The organism is Veillonella sp. T14073-2 (genome assembly GCF_002959875.1).
GTDB lineage: Bacteria > Bacillota > Negativicutes > Veillonellales > Veillonellaceae > Veillonella > Veillonella infantium.
This window is the reverse complement of the sequence record NZ_PPDC01000006.1, coordinates 74989-97609: the sequence shown is the minus strand read 5'-3', so window position 1 is coordinate 97609 and position 22621 is coordinate 74989. Positions and strand designations below refer to the sequence as shown.

Here is a 22621-nt window from a genome sequence, read left to right as displayed (position 1 = left end):
TGGGCACAGCTTTTACCATGTATAGAATTATAATAATAAACAGTGATGCTATCTATTATTAGATATGCATTACACGATCTTTGATTTCTTTCGTACGACCTTCATTCCAGAAGTTCTCACCCAAATAACCACAAGTACGACGAATAACAGTTAATTTATCACGGTTTGTGTTATGGCAACGAGGACATTCCCACTCATTATTTTCATTGACCTTAATTTCACCATCAAAACCACATTCGTGACAGTAGTCAGACTTGGTATTAAATTCAGCATAAGAAATATGGTCATAAATATATTGAATCATAGTTAAAACGGCTGGAATATTATTAGTCATATTCGGAATTTCCGCATAGGAGATACAGCCGCCTGTAGATTTCTTTTGGAACTCAGATTCAAAGGCAAATTTATCAAATACATTAATCTCTTCGCGAACATTTACGTGATAACTATTAGTGTAATAGCCTTTATCAGTAATATCTTCAATTACACCAAAGCGAGCACGATCTAATGAAGAGAATCGATTTGTTAAGCTTTCAGCAGGAGTACCATATAAGCCAAAGCCAAGATTATGTTTATCATGCCATAAATCAATAGCTGCATTTAAACGATCCATAATCTTCATTGCAAATACACGGCCTTTTTCGCCTGTATTAGACTCACCTGTAATCAAGCGAGTAGCTTCGTAGATACCAATGTAACCAAGAGAGATTGTTGCATAGCCACCTGTGAGGAATCGACCAATTTTTTCACCTTTTTTAAGGCGTGCAATGGCACCATGTTGCCAGTGAATTGGAGACACATCGCTCACTACATCTTTTAAAAGATTATAGCGTAATAACAATGCTTTTTCTGCTAATTCAAGACGTTTGTCTAAAATTTCAAAATATTTTTCTTCACTACCGCGAGCCAAAATACCGATTTGTGGTAAATTCAAGCTCACCACGCCCATATTAAAGCGTCCATCAAATTTGTAGTTTCCGTTTTCATCCTTCCAAGGAGATAAGAAAGAGCGGCATCCCATTGGGCTAAATACATTCCCTTCATAGTTTTCCTTCATCTTCTTAGCGGAGATGTAATCTGGGTACATGCGTTTAGCAGTGCATTGTGCAGCGAGCTCAGTCAAGTAATAATACGGACTATCAGGCGTTACATTATGTTCATCAAGAACATAAATCAATTTAGGGAATGCCGGTGTAATATATACATCAGCTTCGTTTTTTACACCTTTAATACGTTGACGCAAAATCTCTTCTGTAATAAGAGCAGCTTCCTTAGCATATTCATAATCAGGTTTAAAATACATGAACAACGTAACAAATGGAGACTGACCATTTGTAGTCATCAATGTATTGATTTGATACTGGATAGTTTGAATACCATCCTTAACCTCTTTACGCGTACGTTTCCATGCGATTTCACGAGCCTTTTCCATATTTGGCTCCATACCGTAAATCTCAACTTGTTCTTCAATAACATTGTTAAGAATCTTTTCGTAAGACTTACGTACAAATGGTGCTAAAATGCGATCAATGCCATTAATACTTTGACCGCCATATTGCCCAGATGCAACTTGAGCAATAATTTGTGTTGTCACTGTACATGCAACCTGGAAAGACTTAGGTGTATCAATCTTCTTACCATTGATAACTGTACCATTTGTAAGCATATCTTCCAAATTGATTAAGCAACAGTTAAACATAGGCTGGATAATGTAATCCATATCATGGAAGTGAATGGCACCACTATCATGGGCCTCTAAAATATCTGTAGGAATTAATTTACGACGCGCAATATCCTTAGATACTTCACCGGCAATTAAATCGCGTTGTGTAGATACAATCGCAGCATCCTTATTAGAGTTTTCGTCAAGAACGCTAACATTACTACGGTCTAATAAACCAATTACATCATCATCTGTAGTATTTTGACGACGTTTAAAAGCTTGAACAGCTTTGTAACCTTCATAGGCACGTGCCGTTGCAGGATTATGATACTCAATCAACTTATAATACACTTGATCTTCAATAGCATAAATTGTCATGTCCTTTTGGAGCTTTGTAGCATATTCTTCAATTTCATCAGCAATACGCTGTGCCAACCCCTCTTCGTACAACCCTGTACTACTATGCTCAGCTTTTTCTATAGCTAAAGCAATTTTGTTCTTGTCGAAAGGTACCTTTGTACCATCCCGTTTAATGACCTGCAACATATTGGCAACCTCCCCATTTTGTTACCGCTGAAATATATGTTATGACAAAGAAAAAAGTATGGTATACCATACTTTTATAAATTTATATGTAAAAACGTAAAGAATTATTAGTAAATTCTCTATTTTTACCGCTAACTCAGTATACTATATATGGTGGTTGTTTTCAAGAACAAATACTATATAAAGTAAAAATAGGTCCTTTTAGCCATGCTAATATAGCATGAATAAAAGAACCTATTTAAATTATAATGTAAACCCAAATAGACGAGTCAAGAAGTTAGATTTTTGACCTACCCAACTAGAAGGAACAGTAGGATAGAATGTGCGATCAGCTAAAAGATCGCGTTCATTGAGATGAATATTTGGCAACAAATCTTTTTTGTATGTACTGTCTAATTTAGAAATAGCTTCTACATACCCTTGATGCGCTTGTACATCATTTTCATTGCAATAACCAGTGCCAAAGAAGTGAATTAATCCATTACGATACAATTCGATTGCTCTATGATAATTAGCATTACTATGATTAAAGGATGCCATGTTACATTGAATTAAAATCCCTTTATCTACCCATTCCAATAACTGTTCTGGTTTTGTAAATAATTGGCGATGCGTTTCTACTTCACTAATGATAGGAACAATGCCCATATCTAGTAAGCTTAGCAACCATGCATTAATATGGTGAACCTTACTATTTTCAGGTAATGCTACTAACATAAAATGGCTATTACCCAACAAATACTGATTGCGATGAGCAACGATATATTCAACCATTTCATCACAAAGTAAAACGCGAGCACCACTGTGTATAGTAACATCTACTTGTTGCTCACCTACTGCAAGTTTTACATCATTCAATGTTGTTTCCATTTCATTCCAAGTATTCATATCCATAGATACTATTACATCAGGTGTACTGAAAATATCTGTAATTCCTTGTTCAGCCAAAGATTTTATCATTTTTACTGATTCTGCCATTGTTTGTGGCCCTTGAGGACCTAACACAGCTGGCAAAATGCAACCATGTAAATCAACCACGCGATTCATAATCTTTCCCTTCTACTTACGATAACCCCTTACAGAAATCGTCCTCTTTTATAAAGTTCATGTTTATCTCATTTAAGCTTCATTTTCTATTCATGATTATAACAGGGTAAAAGTCGCTTGTATAGTGGTTTTTATATAAAAATAGATAAATTATAATGTGTTCATTTAATAATTTATTTATATTTTCATTTTATTTTCATTAAAAACGCCTCATAATCCTTTTGATTATGAGGCATTTTATAGTCATGTTGCATATTAGTAACAGTTTATTTTTTATATATGCTCTTTTCCTGACCTATCCTATAGGCTAACTTTACTAAGAATATACCAACAATCACACCTATTGTATCAATAACAACATCGGAGAACTGAGAGCTTCGACCTGGTGAAAATCTTTGTATAAATTCATCAAGAATAGCTATAGCCATCCCTAGACCAGTCGTTTTTAATACAGTTCCGTACTTAATATAACGACGTAAGATTGCATATAAAACGCCACCGAGGATTGTAAACTCCGTGAGATGTGCTAATTTTCGAACAATCCTATTCAAGGTCCATATATTTCCATGAAAGCCTAACTTATTTGCTATAGGAGCAAAAGTTTCTGCAAAAAGTAAGCTAAATCCATCTGATGATCCACCATTCTGCATCGAATTATCCCATATAAAAAATACTATTAGCCCTAACAGGATATATAGCATCCAACGTTTCATAGTACTCTCCTAAACGCCATAGCACATATCTATCTTAATCGCGATCAAAAATATCTCTAGTGTAAACTTTATCCTTCACATCCTCTAAACTCTTATCCCAACGGTTAGCTACTATGACATCACTAACACGTTTAAAGTCTTCAAAGTTACGAATTACAGGGGAATTAAAGAAGTCTTCTGCATCAAGAGTAGGTTCATACACAACTACGGCAATCCCCTTAGCTTTGATTCGTTTCATTACACCTTGAATTGCAGATGCTCTAAAGTTATCAGAGTTCATTTTCATAGTCAAGCGATAGATGCCAACAATTTTTGGGTTCTTTCCTATAATAACATCTGCTATGTGATCCTTGCGAGTTCTATTAGCATCGACAATAGCAGAAATCAAATTTTGTGGAACATCATTATAGTTGGCTAATAATTGCTTAGTATCTTTTGGTAAGCAATAACCGCCATAACCAAAGGATGGATTATTATAGAAGTCTCCTATACGAGGATCTAAACAAACACCATTAATAATCTGACTTGTACTAAGACCACGAACTTCGGCATAAGAATCTAACTCATTAAAGTAAGCAACGCGCAATGCTAAATAAGTATTAGCAAATAATTTAATAGCTTCTGCTTCTGTAGAATCCGTATATAACTGTGGTACATTCTCTTTAATAGCACCATCAGCTAATAGTTGACCAAAGCAACGAGCACGTTCAGAGACTTCACCTACCACAATACGGGAAGGATGTAAATTATCATATAAAGCTTTACCTTCACGTAAGAACTCTGGAGAGAAAATCAAGTTCTCCGTGTCGAATTCTTTACGCATTTGAGCTGTATACCCAACTGGTACTGTTGACTTGATAACCATAACAGCATCAGGATTGATTTCTAAAACAGTTTTAATGACTTGCTCAACAGAAGATGTATCAAAGAAATTCTTTTGTGGATCATAGTTGGTAGGTGTAGAAATAATTACATAATCCGCACCTTTAAATGCTTCCACAGGATCTAATGTAGCTTTAAAGTTTAATTTTTTAGTAGTCAAATACTCTTGCAATTCTGCATCTACAATAGGTGACTCTTTGCGATTTAACATTTCTACCTTTTCAGGAATAATATCGAGGGCTACTACTTCATTATGTTGTGCTAATAAAACACCATTTGAAAGGCCTACATAGCCAGTCCCAGCAATTGCAATCTTCATTTATTTGCCCTCCGTCATATAAAACTCTTTATACCATATAGCAAATTTCCGTAACCCTTCGCGTAAAGATGTATTCGGTTTGAATCCAAAATCTTCTTCTAGAGCACTTGTATCTGCATAAGTTACAGGTACATCACCGGGTTGCATTGCCACTAATTCTTTATGGTTTTCAAAATTATAATCTTCTGGTAATACACCAGCAGAAACTAATTCCTCTGAAAGAATACGCACAAAATCGAGAAGATTTTCAGGATGACTATTACCAATGTTATAAATAGCATATGGTGGTACTGGCAATCCATCAGCTCCGTTACGACGCTCTGGTGCTGCACACATAACCTTAGATACGCCTTCTACAATATCATCGATATAGGTAAAGTCACGTTTACAATTACCATAGTTAAAGATTTTTATGGTACCGCCACTACGCAATGTATTAGTAAAACCAAAGTATGCCATATCAGGACGCCCTGCAGGACCATATACAGTGAAGAAACGAAGTCCTGTACTAGGAATGTTATATAACTTGGCATAAGAATAAGCCAATAATTCATTTGATTTTTTTGTAGCCGCATAAAGAGATACCGGATTATCTACTTTATGATCTGTAGAGTATGGAATTTGTTTATTCGCTCCATATACAGAAGACGATGATGCATAAACTAAATGCTCTACTCCACTTCCACCGTTATCATAAGAGTGCCGACAAGCCTCTAATATATTGTAAAAACCAATAATATTAGACTCAATATAAGCATCAGGATTCGTAATAGAATAACGCACACCAGCCTGTGCTGCTAAATTAACAACAACTCGTGGTTTATAAGTAGAGAAAATTTCTTCAATAAAGGTCTTATCTGCAATATTCCCTTTTTTAAATATCCACGTATTTTTATTATCTTTGCTCATCTCATCAATTTGTTGCAATCGATAATCTTTTAAGGCCACGTCATAGTAATCATTAACAGAATCTATGCCGATAATTTGAGTTCCTTCTGCTTCAGATAACAGGGACATAACAAGATTCGCCCCTACAAATCCAGCGGCTCCCGTTACTAGAATTACCGTATTGTTTAAGTCTACATTTTTTGAAAGCATATGTACTCCTTTCATAGTTCTGTTAATTATGAGCGTCTTACTTTACTTAATAATTTATCAACGCCAGAAGTTATAATAGTGCGCTCAGATGGTATGAGATATAAGATAACCACATACAATACAACGCATAAAATCATACAAGCTATAGTCCACCATACCGCATCATATAAATGTAAAATACTATATGCAAGAGCACCAACAATAGATGCGGTAATTAAATATACACCTATATTAGTAATCACCCGAAGGGCACTCATATGTATAAATAATGCTAAGAAAATCATGGCAACCATTAACATTTCCATGCGTACTATTGAACGAGCATAGACAAATGTACTAAAGTCATACTGAATGCAAATATAAATTACCGGTATTAATACAACTAAATGTAATATTTGAGTCCAGAATGATAAATTAGGAACTCCTTTTGCACGGAACACTTCAGAAATCAAATTCGCTGTTACTGTCATAATAGCGGAACTCAAGGCCCAAGATCCCAATACAATACCTGCTAACTTCCATTGTGGTCCCAATAAAAGATCAACAACAAAATCTTGGAATACAAACAAGCCTATCCCTATAGGTACTAAAAAAAGAGCCATATAGCGTTGGAAGGTAAAGAATGTATTTGAAAATGCCTGTTCATCCTGTTGAACTCGACTTAATGCGGCAAATAATACAGGCGCTAAAGATGAAGTAGCCATGGCCATGACAGTTGTAACAATAGCCATAGGCATTTTGTATATCCCTAAATAATAGGCATCTAAAAAGCGACTAATAATGAAGGTATCCACCCAAGCGGTAAGCCAAATAGAAAATGCTTCAGCCAATGACCATGCACTATAACTAAACATGTTCATAAAGACTCGAGAACTAAAGAAGAGATGGATTTGATTTTTCCTACTCTTCAATAAAGCCAAAGCCGTGAATAACTGAGCCCCTAGCATACCAGCGATTAATGACCAATAGTCATATCCCATGAGCGCCATAGGTATGGATATCAATATAGGAGTCAGAATTGTGATGAGCCGAATGTTAAGAAGAAACTTAAAGTTAAAGTCCCGTCTATACAAGGCCATTTGTACACTACTGAAAGCAGAGAGCGGAATCATGGCCCCCATTATGGCTAACGGTATGCCTAAGCCATCATTTCCAACTAATACGGCCAATTCATCACGACCGACTATAATAGCCCCCCACAAGAGTAAAGAAAGAACTAAGTTAGCAATAAAAGCTACATCTGTAGCCTCCTGTTTTTCTTTATCACTTTGAAACTCATGCTGTACAAGAAATTTTTGAAATCCCGCATCAGCTAGCATTTCTGCAAAGGATATAACCATCATAATTGTTGCCAATATCCCAAATGCCGTAGGTGCTAGCATATGGGCCAATATTATATTTGTTAGTGGTGTAATAAGCTTTGCTAAAACCTCTGTTATGACAGACCATTTAGCAGCAGCTACTATTTTTGTATCCATTATTTTTTATTGATATTCTTAATGCCCCGCAAGAATAATTCATGGTGAGCTTCACATTCCAAGTAATTTTGAATTGCTAAATAACTTGTTTTTCCTAAAATAAGTTGCATTAATTTTCGTCCAAATAATCCATTTATTGCGCGGATAATAAAAGATCTACCTAAAAATTCACGCAAATATCGCTTTACATGAGTATCAGCAAAGTCCTTATATGCTTGAGCTACAAAATGAGCATCTCTAATGTTTTCACTTCGCTTTTTATATTCCGTCAATGTTTCAATGGCTTCTGATTCAGTAGCCAAACGGGTGCCCCTTTCGGTACCACGAATTGGCACTTCAGATACAATAAAGGTATCCTTTGTAGCCTCCACACTGATTAATAAGGAATCTTTTACAAACTCCTTATGATGTATATAGGATTCGGAGTTAAAGATAAAGTTACCTTGGCCATAAATAATAGTCCCCTTACCATAGTCCTCACGAGAACCTATACAATGACTATGTTGGCAAATTACAAGGTCTGCTCCTTTATCAACAAATTTTCTGCCATATCTTTGTAACATTGGCGATGGATAGCGATAAAACTCCTTCCCACCATGATAAAGGACGATAACATAATCACAAGTTTTCTTTAAAGCTTCTACATCATCAAAGCTCTCTAATACATCAAATGGATTAGCCCCCATTGTATGACAAGAAGCAACGGTAAACTCATGTTCTGCACATAGGTAAAATCCTATACGTATACCTTCTTTTTCAAAGATAAATGGCTTTTTAGCTGCTTTTACATTAGCACCAGCACCTGCATTTTTAATATCATGCTTTTTTAATAACTCTAGTGTAGTAGTTAATCCTTCTACACCATGATCTAAGGAGTGATTATTAGCCAATGTTAAAAATATAGGCTCTAAAGCCTTATAACCATAGATTGTTTTTGTAGGAGACTTTAAATTATTACCAAATTTATTAATCGGAGTAGATGCATCTGTTAAAGGCACCTCTAAATTAAATACATTTAAATCAGATTCCTTTAGAATTCCCAGTAACTCCTTACCAAACAAAGCCTCTCCATTACCAGATTCAAATAATTCTCTATTTATATCCGTTGGGACAAAATCAGCCCCGATGTACAGTTTCAAGGTGTAACCACTCTCCCAATTCATAATCTTTTGACATAGGACGAAACTTTTCAAATCCAGCACCAGGGAAAAATGTTAACTCTCCAATAAATAGGTGTCCTTTTATTTCGTAAAAATCAACACGTAAGAACGGACAATCCTTACTTAGCTCAGCTGTGAGACGTTTCATCTCCTCATAAGTAGCTGGCTTCGGAAACTCCGTAGGTAATGGCGGATAATGACCAAAATGAATCCCCATGGGCTCCCAATTGATATCATAGAAATTCATACGTGTTCCAATCTTTGAAAAGCGATTTGAACATACCACAGTTAGCTTTGGTTCTCCATGGAAGGAATACATCTTATAGTCCAATAAATCATCGTTGCCCAATTCTGAAATATATTCTTCTGCTATAATGCGCCGCGGAACATTTTGATAAGGCCATTCTCTGGCAATTTTAGAATAGTCACGTTTTAGAGATGCACTTAACTTCGCTTTAGCTGCTTCGAAGTCAAAAGTCGATTTGTCTTTACAAATTACGATGCCTCCACTATCATGAGTTGACTTCAATACAAATTGATTTGGCAACGTATCTATATCGATATCCTCTACTGAATCCCATACAGCAAGTGTAGGAATAATATATTGATTTCCCACACGTTCCGCAATAAAGTGTTTTGCTTCATGCTTATCAACCATGACAGTTTGTATAGGATTTCGATAATTGACTTTTAGCCATTGTAATTTTTCACTGAAAGTTTTAGGATTCTCTAAATCTAAGGGATATCCCATATATTTAGGAAATACTTTCTTTAAAAAATCTTCATCACATAAATTATCATAATAACCTGATTTAATAAGAACTCGTGTACGATAGTAAGGTTTTGTTAAAAAGGACATGCCAACTTTACATAACTTGCTGAGCTTCATTTTTACGTCCTTTCCGGAGCAATTGCACCTCTAAATAAAACATCATCATATAAAAATATGTACTCTTACTTTCATAAGACACCATCCCCATATCCATGACGATTTGAGAAAGGAATAAAATGAGCACCATTACGTATTCATTGCTATGAAAATTTCGATAACGAATTAAGTTATAAGCTATATACACATACATTGAGTAATACGCCAATAAGCCGATTATCCCTGTCCCCGCTAATAGTTCAATATAATTATTATGTAAATAATAATTCTCTTTACCATATAAAAAATAGGTAAGTACAGATGGATTATTTACCCCCACCCCAGTCATAGGCGATTGATAAAATAAATCCCACCCTATATCAACCAAGGCTAAACGAATAATGGTAGATGAATCACCACCAGTACCAGAGAAAGCATCCACCATACTCGACATACGATCCAGAACCTCTGAAAACATAGGTAATTGTAGAACTGCAATACCAATAATAGTAAGAGCTAACAATGATCCAATAATCTTCGCAATAGAATCTACTACATTAGCACTACGTAAACTTTTAAATACAAATAGTAATACTGTACCAACAACAACAAATACTAAAGCTTTACGACTACCAGTAGCTGCTAGAATGCCCAATGTAGGTAAGGCTATAATATTCCACCAACGAGGTCGATCGTATAACATGTAATACAATGTCATAACGATAGCATTGGCACCTAATAAACCTACAGTATTCGCATTTAATGCATCATTTGCAATACGTGCAGAAGATGACAAAACCGTAATAAAGTAATCTAAGCCATAGAAATATACCGTGTAAAAACAAACTATATAACCGGTCCACATACCAATTTTTAATAATGTGTCCACCGATGTTTTATCTTGATAACACATGTATAAAATGATAAGCATAAAGAATATCTTGACGATATCAAAACTTCGACTGAGTGCTACAGATGGCTCAATAGCATTAATAGTACTCAGATAACAGGCTCCAATAAAGAGCAGCATATAACCATGCATCCAAGTAAACCTAAATTTTATAACTCCCTGCTCCCGTATGAGATAAAAAATAATAAGTCCAAACAGGCATACAAATAATACATAGGCACCATAATTCGCATCGCCAAGGGCAAAGGAAATGGTCAACGACAACACTAAAAAAATTAGAGTTATGAACCATATCATGCGGTCAGCAATAGCCGTTATATTTAACTTCAATGGTTCTCCTCCTTACAACTCATAAAACATCTAACCAACGTTTAGCAATTTTACATAGTGGAAATTTATCACGCACCTTGATAGCTTCCTGTGAAAGTTTTGCTGCTAATGCAGGGTCTTTCAAAATACTGCGCATAGCTTCATACATAGCCTTTGTATCTCCTACAGGTACCAAGATACCATTCTCTCCACTATTTATTACCATACGAGCACCACCTACTGGACAGTCTGTAACTACAGCAGGCAAGCCCATGCCAAGTGCTTCTAACATAGAGTTTGAAATACCTTCAAAATCAGATGATGAAACATACATAGAACAAGGTGCAACCTTCTCTAAAATATTACTAGCAAAGCCAGGTAATAAAATACGATTCTCTAAATTGAGCGCTTTAATTTGAGCACGTAGTTCATCCTCTAAAACACCTTGGCCATAAATAACAAGTTTATACTCTGGAAACTCATCTGCCAGCATACTAAAAGCATTAATCATCATAGGTAAATTCTTTTGAGGATGTAATCGACAGGCCGTAACAATCGTCTTCTCACGTTCCCCTTCTATTGGTGGTGGCAATTTACCATTAATAGGATTGGGAATGATAACACCACGTTCTTGTATAGATTTTGGGAAGTAAGAGCGAGCGTCTTCTGTTTGGAATACGAGAGCATCAGCAAATCTAAAGGCAAAATTACGCAATGCTTGTTGATGCCAACCAATAGGCACCTTGCGCGGATTATTTCGCTCCGAAAAGACGATGCGATTCTTCACAAACCAAGAGCTAATGGCGAGAATAAAGCTCGATGCTGACAAAAACGATAAGCATGTTGCGTTAGGTCTTGTCTTCAAAATCTTGATCAGCTCTTTAATTTCCTGAATAAAGCGAATTACTTTATTAGAGCTTGTAGTATGAATCTGAATTTGTTCAATACCTTCCTCTAAAGCATATTCATTACCATAACGATTAGGGCTTGTTTGGATAACCGTAATATGGTGACCATCATGCACCCACTGACGAGCTAACTCTGTTAAAATACGTTCAGCTCCATCGTTACCGAGGGAGATGGTAACAATAATTATTTCCTTTTTCATAAGCCTTCCTCTTGGATATATTCTGCAAGTCTTACATAGGCCTGTGCCATTGACACTTTAGGTTGCCAACCTAAAGATTTCAACTTCTTAGAGCTTAAGAACATGTGAACTGTCGGTGCGTATCCTAAACCCTGTACATCTTCGGGAATGTCAAAAACTACTTCACTTTTTCCATGACTTACATGCGTAGCTACTAGATGCGCAATACTTGCTATGGAGCGAGTTTCCTCATCATGACAAATATTATATGCTTCACCAGCTTCGCCATTCTTCATGAGGGTTAAAATGCCCGTTAATGCATCAGTAATGTAGCAATAGTTCGACATGGAGTCACCTTTTGTATGAAGAATAATGTTTTCATTTCGTAGAGCACTCTTAGTAAACTGCATGAATACACGATTATCAGATACAGGAACACCTGGTCCAAAAGTTTGAGCAAGTCTAGCTATAACAGCAGGAACTCCAAATTCTACAGCATAGGACTTACAATAACACTCACATAATCTCTTACTTTCAGAATAAGAACTGCGAATATTTAAATGATCTAAATACCCTAATCGTTCTTCTGTCATCACTTGTCCAGATTCATAGGGTACACCATACTGTTCCATACTCGATAAGTACACAAGTTTTTTTACCGTTTTATGACGACCGAGCTCTAACATAGCTTCAGTGCCATGAATTGATGTACGAATAGTTTCTACCGGATGCTCCATAAAGAATTTAGATTGTGTTGGTGCAGCACCATGTAAGATATAGTCACACGGTACGTCAATAGATTCTAAAGCACCATCAATAAGTGTAATGTAATCATTATCTAAATAGTTACCTAATATAGCCTGTGCTTTATCATGACTTCGTACATGACCTATTACCTTTATGTCCAAGTTAAAAGTCTCATTGGCAAGTATAAGCAATTTTATAAACATAGAGCCAATAAGTCCCGTCGCACCTGTCACAAGAATGCGCTGATGGCGGAGGAATTCAAAGTACTCTTTGTCTTGTAGTAAAGCTGTTAACTCGCGTTTAATAACGGAATTACTCATCTTGTAATCCTCCTAATTCACGGTTTTTAATAATACCTGTGAACATATAATAATCAGATGGTGTAGTAATCTTTATATTTTCTGTTTCTCCTAATACTGGATACAAGGTGTATCCATAATGCATCATCATGGATGCAGAATCTATAAAATTATGGATGCCTTCTGTTTTAGCTTTATCATGAACCGATAAAATATCATCTAGTTTAAAGCTTTGAGGTGCTTTTGCCATAAGGCATTCACTACGATTCAAAATTCGGTTTATAGAACCATTATCTGTAACCATAACGGTTTCAATAGCAGGTGTAACCGTAATAGCAGAACCCTTTGTTTCTACAGATTCAATATTTCTCTCTATTGTTGCCTTATCCACAAGTGGTCTAACACCATCGTGAATCAATACGGTAACCTCTTCATTAGGAAATAATCGTTTTGCCTCTGTCAATCCATTATATTGAGAGTCTAAAGCACTGTCTCCACCTGGAACAATGGATACAATTTTTTGTAAACCAGCCTCTTTGATGAGGTTTTTAGTATGATCAATCCACTCTGCTTTGCAAGCTAAAACAATACCGTCAATAGAGTCGGTTTGTTCAAACACATCTAAAGTTTGAATCAAAATAGGTCTACCGTTCCATTCTAGAAACTGTTTTGGCGTCTTGCTGTTATTCATTCGAGCACCTACGCCACCTGCAAAGATTACTGCTATTCGTTTCATAGGCCCTCCTTAAGGTTGAGCTTCGTTCTTGGCATAATGTATGCCTCTATACTCCTTGTAAGGTGTATGTAAATCAGCAAACACAGCATCATGTTTTGCTACACGCTGTTCTACTGGTGGTAATTGCATATAGTCGCCCCAAATAAGACGTAAATATCTTTCATACCCTTTCATAACAGGTATCTGATGACCTTCAAAGTCTTTATATACAACAGAATCAAAGTCTTCTCGAGGATGACGCAACTTCATGCCTTTTAAACTACCAATTAACTCAGTACACTCCTTGCTCGTATTAAAATCATATTTGGTCATTTGCTTCTCTGCAAAGCGCCATATATGGTAACGTAATGACTGACTAGAGAATACCTTGTAGATACATCCTGCTAATGCACGATATATCGGTCCTTTATTATCCGGTAAACGTTGTGCATTAAAAAGTGCAAAGGTCATAGCCCACATAAGTTGTAAAGTGCGGCTAATTTTTCCTGGTGCACAACCATCAATAGGCATAATTTCAAGAGCTAAACCATGACAAATATCTTCATGCATACTATGACGATTTATAAATGTCGTATAATTATCTCTAATAGAAGCACCTGCATCATGATAGATATGATGCCGATCCGTACGACAATAGGTATACCGTTCCGTATCTGCATACTTAGGCCATAATTCAGCTAACTTTTCGTAATCTGGACGTGGCATAAATAAATCCAAGTCGTCATCCCAAGGGATAAAGCCATTATGACGTATAGCCCCAATGAGGCCACCGCCACAGAGATAAAAGCGCAAATTATGTTTGTCACAAAACTCTTTAAAGTACAGCAACATACTAAGCTCTTTTTCTTGTATTTCCTTTGTCATAGATGTACTCATAGGAACCTCTCTTAACGTAAAACAGCTAGTACGGTATCAATCATCGTTTTAATATCTTGTAAAAAAGAAAACTCTTTAATACTCTTTAAATTCCAAGCCATTTTGCCTGGTAAAACCTCATTGATATACACTTCATCAACATTTTTAGCATTTTGTAAAAGTTGATCTTCATCTTTATAAGCAATACTTGCAATACTTGTTACCCCTGCTGGTAATAACAAAGTTGCTTTCATTTCATTTGTGTAAGCCGCCACATAGCGAGGCACCTCTGGTCTTGTACCAACAAAGCTCATATCTCCTAATAGGATATTGATTAGCTGAGGTAATTCATCAAGACGACAGCTACGAAGCATATTGCCTACCTTTGTAACGCGCATATCATTTTGTGATGTTACTTGAGCACCTAATGATTCCGCATTTTTTACCATGGTACGAAATTTATAGATACCAAAGGTACGACCATATTGCGTCACCCGAGTTTGGCGGAAGAAGACCTCCCCTTCGCTATCTCGTTTAATCATTATGGCTAACACCAAAAATACAGGACTTAAAACAATGAGCATACCAGCGGCTATAACACGGTCAAATATGCTTTTACAAAGAAGGCTTGTTCGTCTTTGATTTAATATTTCAAAGTATGGACGCACCTCTTCACACTGCAACTCTTGTGGTAGATCGTGAAAGTTTTTTACTAACATTCGGTAATAATCCTTTTAAATGTTTCAATGATATATTGCACTTCTTCATTCGTTAGCAATGTATGAAGAGGCAATGTGATTTCATTTTTAAATTGATTATAAGCATTTGGATAATCATCAATGGTAAATCCTAAGTTCTTATAAGCCGTATGCATAGGAATTGGCTTATAGTGAACATTAGTTGCAATACCAGCTTCAGCCATAGCTTCGATTACTTTATTGCGGTATTCAGCATCTTGACCATCTAATCGTACTAAATATAAGTGTCCACTACTTTGATGATCATCAGTATAATGATGTAACAATGTAACAGGTAAATCTTTAAAACCTGCATCATAAGCTGCGATGATTTCCTTACGTCGTGCTAACAGTTTTGGGTATCTTTCAAATTGAGCCAAACCAATAGCCGCCATAATATCGGTCATATTACATTTATAATATGTACCCTTAATATCGTATTCCCATGCACCAGCCTTTGTCTTAGCAAGAGCATCCTTATCTTGTCCATGCAAAGATAATAATTGGAATTGCTTATAAATGACATCATCATCAATACCATCTATATGTCGCCATGTAGCACAGCCCCCTTCGGCAGTCGTAAAGTTCTTTACTGCATGGAAGGAGAAGCTACTAAAATCAGCTACATTACCAGTTGGTATACCTTTGTATGAAGCACCAAAGGAATGGGCACAGTCCGCTACGATAGGAATATGACCTAAAGCTTTTTGAATATCATTATTTGGAGTAAATACAGATTTCTTTTCATCTACAATGGCGCGTAGGCGATCATAATCACAAGGCACCCCTGCAATATCTACTGGAATTATAGCTTTTGTTTTTGGTGTAATAGCACGAGCTACTGCATCATAATCCATTTCAAATGAATCTTTTTGGGTATCTATAATAACTAGTGTAGCCCCTACATGAACAACAGGACTTGCACTAGCAGTATAGGAATAGGCACTAGTAATAACTTCATCGCCAGGTCCAATACCTAATACACGAAGAGACATTTCAAGCGCCGCGGTAGCAGAGTTTAAACAAACAGCTTTAGGTGTACCTAATTGAGCCGCAATCTTTTTTTCCAATTCTTTAGTACGCGGTCCAGTTGTAATCCAGCCACTCTTTAAGGCTTCAACAACTTCATTGATTTCTAACTCTGTAATATCAGGAGGGGAAAAATTAATTTTCATATACATCACCTCATTACTTTCTGTACCTTGTCGATACGCTTGATTTATCTAATGGAATATATATTAAATTATTGACTACACATCAATGACGATAGAACCTAGTAAAGGAATTCCAACTTGAGTAAGTCGTTTCTTAGCTTCTGTTAAATCTTTAGGACTTGCTACTTCATTTTTAACAACAAGCATAACACCATCAGATTTTTCAGCTAATACAATGGCATCCGTAACATCTAATACTGGTGGTGTATCAATGATAACTACATCATATTCGTCGCGGATATAATCCCAAATTGTAGATAATTTACTAGAATCTACGACTTCAGAAGGATGTTCAACTATTTCGCCTGCAGTAAGTACATCTAGATGAGGGACAATATTGCGATGAATCGTCAAATCTTCATCCATAATAACTGCGTTAGTAAGGCCTTTATTTTGCACGTTGAATGCTACATGCTGAACTGGATTACGTAAATTACCATCTACCAAAAGAACTTTGTTATTATTCTTCGATAAAGCTAATGCCGTATTAGCCGCTACCTCAGAGGTTCCTTCTCCACTAGTAGCAGCGGTAATACAAATGATCTTACATTTATGTTGATTACATACATATTGTAAATTACTACGCAATGTACGATATGCTTCTACAAGTGGTGTATCACCACGCTCATTAGAAATTAGTCTAATCATATTAACCTCTCACTTTACGCCACAATGCTACAATACGATTGCTTGGTTCTTCATATTCCTTTTCTTCATGATTTGGAATGACACCTAAATTTTCAATGCCAAGAATATCATTGATTTCTTGTACCGATTGAACCTTGCGGTTGCAGAAGAACTGACCCAATGTGTAAAGGCAGCCTAGGATAATACCCAAAATTGCAGAGCCTAATAAAATAAGAATCTTACGAGGTGCAATAGCCTTTTCTGGCAATGTAGGGGCATCTACAATTTGAACTTCATTTGGTACCATTACTTCAGCTACTTTAGCCTCTTCCAAACGCTTAGATAACATTTCGTAAATGTCTTGGGCTACATCAACATCACGTTTTGCCTGGATATAGCCACGTTCTTTTTCAGGCAAACCTTTCATTGCTTCCTCATTTTCTTTATCAAGTTCAGCTAATGTAGATTCTTTACCTTGTGCTACAGCTAAAGCTGCTTCATTTCTGAATTTATCTGCTAATAAACCTTGCTGTGCAGAGTTGCTAGATGGTGCTTGTTGGGATGCAATAGCATTAATTTCAGCATTTAAACCACTCTTAGCTTCTTCGATTTGTTGGTTAATCTCTTTCATTGCCGGATGCTCATCAGTATATTTACCAACGTAGGAGGCCTTACGAGATTCTAAGTCAGCTAATTGTCCTTTATATGCTTGAACAGTTGCACTATCAGCAATACTTTTACCTGCAGAGCCTAATTGCTCATTAATACTGCCTAAAGCTGCTTGCGCCGTTTCCAAATCTAATTGGTTTTGAGCTTTCTCACGATCAATAAGGGTAATCTTATCTGTTAGCCCCTTCATTTGATCCGCCGTGGAATATACCTTATTGTCCACTTGGAATTGTTGTAATTTCTTTTCTGCTTGACCCAATTCTTCTTTTGCAGTTACCACACGTTTTTGTAAAAATTCGCGTGTCGTCCGTTGCTCAACATGGGAAATATCTGCCAAGCGCTTTAAGAATGTATCAATTAATAATTGATTAGCCTCTTGTGCTTGTTCTGGACTTTTACCAGTCACACTGACTTGTAATAATTCAGTTTCTTTATATGGTTTTGTTTCAATACGCGTTTTAACAAACTCTTCGTATGTAGGTGCTTTACCTGTTCCTTCTGGATCTTCAATCGCTGCAATAACAGGTTCTACAACATTACGACTCTTTAAAATTTCAGCATCTGTATTCATCAATTGACGCGCCATAGAGTCAGAGTAACCATTAGTACTTGATAAAACAGAATTACTTAATCCTTGAGATTGTTTAATGCGCAACATAGATGTAGATTGATATGTAGATGGTGCCAGGAGACCATATGCACCACCCAATACTATACATGCTACCGTAACATTGATAATCTTACGACGTCGTTTAACGAGGACTCTACCGACCTCTTTTAAATCAATAATTTGTTCCACCCATATACCCCTTTCTGTGAAAGTATACAAACAACAGGGTCTCTCCCTCTTAGGAATCGTTACTGTATATCTCCCTCTCACGTAGACTACAGCTCTAAATAAATGATTGTAACTAAATTGTTATACATTATGATTTGGATGATATGTAGGAACGATGTCTTGTAATACATTGATCACATCCAAGTCAGATTTACATGTTTCAAAGCAATCAATTTCACGGCTTAACCATTCTTGATCTACATCTTCTAAGGCAGCTTCAAAGATTTTCTTATGTGTAGTTGTATTAGTACCTTCTTCAGCAGTTAATAATTCTTCATATAGCTTTTCACCTGGACGCAAGCCAGTAAATTCAATGCGAATATCTTTATCAGGCTCAAATCCAGAAAGGCGAATCATATTTTTTGCTAAATCAACAATTTTTACTGGTTCACCCATATCTAATAAGAACACTTCACCACCATTCCCCATTGCACCAGCTTGTAATACAAGTTGGCTTGCTTCTGGAATAGTCATAAAGTAACGAGTCATTTCAGGATCTGTAACTGTTACAGGTCCTCCAGCTTCAATTTGTTTGCGGAATAATGGAATAACAGAACCGCGACTACCAAGAACATTACCAAAGCGAACGGTAATAAACTTTGTATCGTACTTGTGATTCATACCAAGTACAACCTTTTCTGCCACCCGTTTCGTAGCACCCATAACACTTGTTGGATTTACCGCTTTATCTGTGGAAATCATAACGAAGCGCTCAACACCATGTGCGCCCGCTACATCTGCCACATTACGAGTGCCATAAATATTATTTAACACCGCTGCAATCGGTTGGATTTCCATAAGCGGTACATGTTTATGAGCTGCTGCGTGGAACACTACATCGGGTTCATAATCGGTAAAGATTTGGTCTAACTGATTTTTATCTCGAATATCAGCAATAATGGGAACCAATGTACCTTCAGGCACAATGGAACGCAACTCTTGGTGAATAAGATAAATACTATTTTCACCATGACCTAATAACAATAGTTTTTTAGGTCTTACTCGTAATACTTGACGACAAATTTCAGAGCCAATAGAACCACCTGCGCCCGTAACAAGAACGACTTTATCTTTTAAATATGGTTCTACTTTTGATGTGTCTAGATGAATCTCATCACGTTCCAATAAATCTTCAATAGAAATAGGATGCAAATGAGATACTAAAACCTCATCATCTAATAATTGGTACATCCCAGGTAATGTGTTGATCTTACATTTTAGAGGTGAACAGATTTCCATAATTTCTCGAATAACATCACGCTTTACCGATGGCATAGCAATGATAATTTCTTCAACCTTATATCTTGCTACAAGCATTGGAATATCTTCACGATTCCCTAAGATTCTAAAACCATTCATCAACCGGTTATGTTTATACATATCATCATCAACAAAGCCAATAATACGTCTTGAACGCTTATGATACCGTTCAATTTCACGAGCTATAATTGCACCAGCATCACCAGCACCTATAATGAGTGTATTTACTTGGCCACTTTCACCATCATCCCCATTACTATAATGAAGTGCTACATAATGAAGTAACATGCGCCCCATACCTACTGCACCAGTTGTAAGGAACCAAGTAATAAAATAGATTGATCTTGGTAATGATTTACCAAATACAAACATAGAGGAGTAAAAGATTGCTGTACCTACTGTCGTAGCGACAAATACTGCCAATACCTCTCGCATCCCTGCATAACGCCAAATACGCGTGTACAAATGCATAAGCAAAAACATCAACATATACGAAATCAACAATATTGGCAATGCGTCTACCATTTGATCAATATATCGAGGTTCTATATAGCCATCAAATCTTATAAATAAACTAATGAAAGCAACAATAACAATCGTCGCAATATCGGCAATAAACAGTATGGCTGGTAATAAATATGAACGCAAAAGAACGCCCCCTTATATGTGAGATAAACCCTATCCTTAATCCTTACCGATACGTGATACCATGTATGCACCAGTCAAAATTGGAGCAATATCACGAGCAAAGTTAATACGACTATTTTTAGTCAAGTAAAGAACATCCCCTTCTCGCATAATATAGTTTTCGGACATATCTCCAGTTTGTAACATGCGATTTAAATTAATAGGAATTGGTTTTTCAGGATTGTCTTGATGAATTAAGTAAATTTTCTTTTTAGCTGTATCCCAGTTAAAGCTACCAGCAGCACCAATCGCATCAATAACAGTACTAGACTTAGTCAATGTATAAGCACCAGGCTTATTAATCTCACCGAATACGTACACCCGAACTCCTCCGAGTTTTGTAACATTTACAGTAATTTCCGGATTAATAATGTACCGAGCTAAACCTTGCTGTAATTGGGCGGTGAACTCATCGACGGTTAAACCATCTGCTTTTACCGGTCCCACCATAGGGAATGATACATATCCGTCAGGACGAACAGTGTACATAATATCGTTACCATTACGTGTACCAAGATCTGGTTGTTGTACAACTTGAATAGTTAGTTCATCACCTTGTCGTAGACGATACACCTTATCAGAACTCACTACAGATGCACTAGTTTCTAGTGGTGCGTGTCCTTCAGTTTGTAATACTTCAGAATTGTAAGACTGTTCAGCTGTTACATTAACAGGTGCAGCCATGGATGTTGTTGTGGCACATAAGAATGCGGCCATCATCATATACTGTTTTTTATTCATATTTTACCTCTTTGATTTACATTCAACTCACTCAATACAACACTTTATTTTTTTAGAATTATTAATCCTAAAAAATCGGTTAAGTTATTTTATCATTATTTTAAACTTTCTTCCATAAACACAGCCCGTTCTGAGCTAACTTCATTAAACCTTTAAGAATAAATCGCGTAAATATAAGGTTTTTACCATTTTATTATGTGTATTTTTTTACGCATTTCACTCATATTTCACTCGATTTTTTTCATTAAATTTAGATATATAAATAAAAAATATATAAACTCAATTCATGGCCGATTCATAAAATCATCAAATTCTCATCAATTTTATTGATTAAACAAAAAAATAAGGTGTATATACTAGTTTTCTAGTATATACACCTTATTAAAAATTTTAGATAAGTCTATCGACTTAAAGTATTAATTATTCAACACGACCGCCTAAATATGCTTCCATAACGCGAGGATCATGACGTACTTCGTCAGCAGGACCAGATAATACCATCTTACCTGTTTCCAATACATACGCATAATCAGCTATTTTTAATGCTTGTCGTACATTTTGTTCTACCAAGAGAACAGTAGTTCCTTCAGCACTAATCTCTTTGATAGTTTCAAAGATTTCGTTTACTACTAATGGTGCAAGACCCATAGATGGTTCATCCAATAATAACAATTTTGGACGTGCCATAAGGGCGCGACCAATAGCCAACATTTGCTGTTGACCACCAGATAGTGTACCACCTAATTGATAACTACGTTCATCAAGAATTGGAAAGCGTTTAAATACTTTTTTGATATCCTCTTCGATTTCCTTATCATTGCGAATATAAGCGCCCATTTCTAAGTTTTCATAAACGGTCATATCTTGAAGGATTTGACGACCTTCAGGAACTAAAGAAATACCGCCATGTACAATTTGATGTGTTTTATGACCAGTAATATCTTGACCTTCAAACAATACTTTTCCAGATGTAGGCTTTACAAGGCCCATTATAGTCTTCATCGTAGTAGACTTGCCGGCCCCATTAGCGCCGATCAAAGATACAATGGAACCTTGTGGTACTTCTAAACTAATATCTTTTAAGGCTGTAATATGTCCATAACCAGCCACGATGTTTTCTAGCTTTAACAT

20 protein-coding genes are annotated in these 22621 nt (G+C 36.2%); all 20 read right to left on the bottom strand.

The window, feature by feature from the left end; genetic code table 11:
• Positions 1-58: 58 nt before the first annotated feature.
• Positions 59-2209 carry an anaerobic ribonucleoside-triphosphate reductase gene (gene nrdD, locus VCHSUH04_RS03885; protein WP_105085438.1) on the bottom strand — a complete coding sequence of 717 codons (2151 nt, stop codon included), beginning with the start codon at positions 2207-2209 and terminating at the stop codon, positions 59-61.
• Positions 2210-2452: 243 nt separating this feature from the next.
• Positions 2453-3256, bottom strand: a complete 804-nt coding sequence (locus VCHSUH04_RS03880) for a CpsB/CapC family capsule biosynthesis tyrosine phosphatase (RefSeq protein WP_105085437.1) — start codon at positions 3254-3256, stop codon at positions 2453-2455.
• Positions 3257-3522: 266 nt separating this feature from the next.
• On the bottom strand, positions 3523-3969 hold the full coding sequence (locus tag VCHSUH04_RS03875; protein WP_105085436.1) for a VanZ family protein: 447 nt from the start codon (positions 3967-3969) through the stop codon (positions 3523-3525).
• A gap of 34 nt (positions 3970-4003) precedes the next feature.
• Positions 4004-5170: a nucleotide sugar dehydrogenase gene (locus VCHSUH04_RS03870; RefSeq protein ID WP_105085435.1), complete on the bottom strand. Its 1167-nt coding sequence runs from the start codon at positions 5168-5170 to the stop codon at positions 4004-4006.
• Positions 5171-6268: an NAD-dependent epimerase/dehydratase family protein gene (locus VCHSUH04_RS03865; RefSeq protein ID WP_105085434.1), complete on the bottom strand. Its 1098-nt coding sequence runs from the start codon at positions 6266-6268 to the stop codon at positions 5171-5173.
• 26 nt (positions 6269-6294) lie between these two features.
• Positions 6295-7746, bottom strand: a complete 1452-nt coding sequence (locus VCHSUH04_RS03860; RefSeq protein ID WP_105085433.1) for a lipopolysaccharide biosynthesis protein — start codon at positions 7744-7746, stop codon at positions 6295-6297.
• Complete coding sequence (locus VCHSUH04_RS03855; protein ID WP_105085432.1) at positions 7746-8885, bottom strand: CapA family protein; 1140 nt, start codon at positions 8883-8885, stop codon at positions 7746-7748. Before VCHSUH04_RS03855 ends, VCHSUH04_RS03860 begins: the two co-directional genes overlap by 1 nt.
• The gene (locus VCHSUH04_RS03850; RefSeq protein ID WP_105085431.1) at positions 8863-9795 is read right to left on the bottom strand and encodes an ATP-grasp fold amidoligase family protein; all 933 of its coding nucleotides are present in this window, start codon (positions 9793-9795) and stop codon (positions 8863-8865) included. The genes VCHSUH04_RS03855 and VCHSUH04_RS03850 overlap by 23 nt, the downstream gene beginning before the upstream one ends.
• Complete coding sequence (locus VCHSUH04_RS03845; RefSeq protein WP_105085430.1) at positions 9773-11014, bottom strand: O-antigen ligase; 1242 nt, start codon at positions 11012-11014, stop codon at positions 9773-9775. The genes VCHSUH04_RS03850 and VCHSUH04_RS03845 overlap by 23 nt, the downstream gene beginning before the upstream one ends.
• A 19-nt stretch (positions 11015-11033) precedes the next feature.
• Entirely contained in the window at positions 11034-12101 is a 1068-nt protein-coding gene (locus tag VCHSUH04_RS03840; RefSeq protein WP_105085429.1) for a glycosyltransferase, read from the bottom strand.
• Positions 12098-13147: an NAD(P)-dependent oxidoreductase gene (locus VCHSUH04_RS03835; protein WP_105085428.1), complete on the bottom strand. Its 1050-nt coding sequence runs from the start codon at positions 13145-13147 to the stop codon at positions 12098-12100. The genes VCHSUH04_RS03840 and VCHSUH04_RS03835 overlap by 4 nt, the downstream gene beginning before the upstream one ends.
• The gene (locus VCHSUH04_RS03830) at positions 13140-13862 is read right to left on the bottom strand and encodes a 2-C-methyl-D-erythritol 4-phosphate cytidylyltransferase (RefSeq protein ID WP_105085427.1); all 723 of its coding nucleotides are present in this window, start codon (positions 13860-13862) and stop codon (positions 13140-13142) included. Before VCHSUH04_RS03830 ends, VCHSUH04_RS03835 begins: the two co-directional genes overlap by 8 nt.
• 9 nt (positions 13863-13871) lie before the next feature.
• Positions 13872-14738: a phosphorylcholine transferase LicD gene (locus tag VCHSUH04_RS03825; protein WP_105085426.1), complete on the bottom strand. Its 867-nt coding sequence runs from the start codon at positions 14736-14738 to the stop codon at positions 13872-13874.
• An 11-nt stretch (positions 14739-14749) separates the two neighbouring features.
• Positions 14750-15436 (bottom strand): sugar transferase, encoded by a 687-nt coding sequence (locus VCHSUH04_RS03820; RefSeq protein WP_105085425.1) that lies wholly within the window; start codon positions 15434-15436, stop codon positions 14750-14752.
• Entirely contained in the window at positions 15430-16635 is a 1206-nt protein-coding gene (locus VCHSUH04_RS03815) for a DegT/DnrJ/EryC1/StrS family aminotransferase (protein ID WP_369819985.1), read from the bottom strand. Before VCHSUH04_RS03815 ends, VCHSUH04_RS03820 begins: the two co-directional genes overlap by 7 nt.
• Before the next feature lie 69 nt (positions 16636-16704).
• Entirely contained in the window at positions 16705-17316 is a 612-nt protein-coding gene (locus VCHSUH04_RS03810; RefSeq protein ID WP_105085423.1) for a CpsD/CapB family tyrosine-protein kinase, read from the bottom strand.
• Position 17317: 1 nt separating this feature from the next.
• A complete protein-coding gene (locus VCHSUH04_RS03805) occupies positions 17318-18763 on the bottom strand; it encodes a GumC family protein (RefSeq protein ID WP_105085422.1) in 1446 nt (481 codons plus the stop codon).
• A 120-nt stretch (positions 18764-18883) separates the two neighbouring features.
• Positions 18884-20710 carry a nucleoside-diphosphate sugar epimerase/dehydratase gene (locus VCHSUH04_RS03800; RefSeq protein WP_105085421.1) on the bottom strand — a complete coding sequence of 609 codons (1827 nt, stop codon included), beginning with the start codon at positions 20708-20710 and terminating at the stop codon, positions 18884-18886.
• Between the two features lie 36 nt (positions 20711-20746).
• Positions 20747-21490, bottom strand: coding sequence for a polysaccharide biosynthesis/export family protein (locus VCHSUH04_RS03795; RefSeq protein WP_105085420.1), 744 nt, complete (start codon positions 21488-21490; stop codon positions 20747-20749).
• A gap of 420 nt (positions 21491-21910) precedes the next feature.
• The gene (locus tag VCHSUH04_RS03790; protein ID WP_105085419.1) at positions 21911-22621 is read right to left on the bottom strand and encodes an ABC transporter ATP-binding protein; all 711 of its coding nucleotides are present in this window, start codon (positions 22619-22621) and stop codon (positions 21911-21913) included.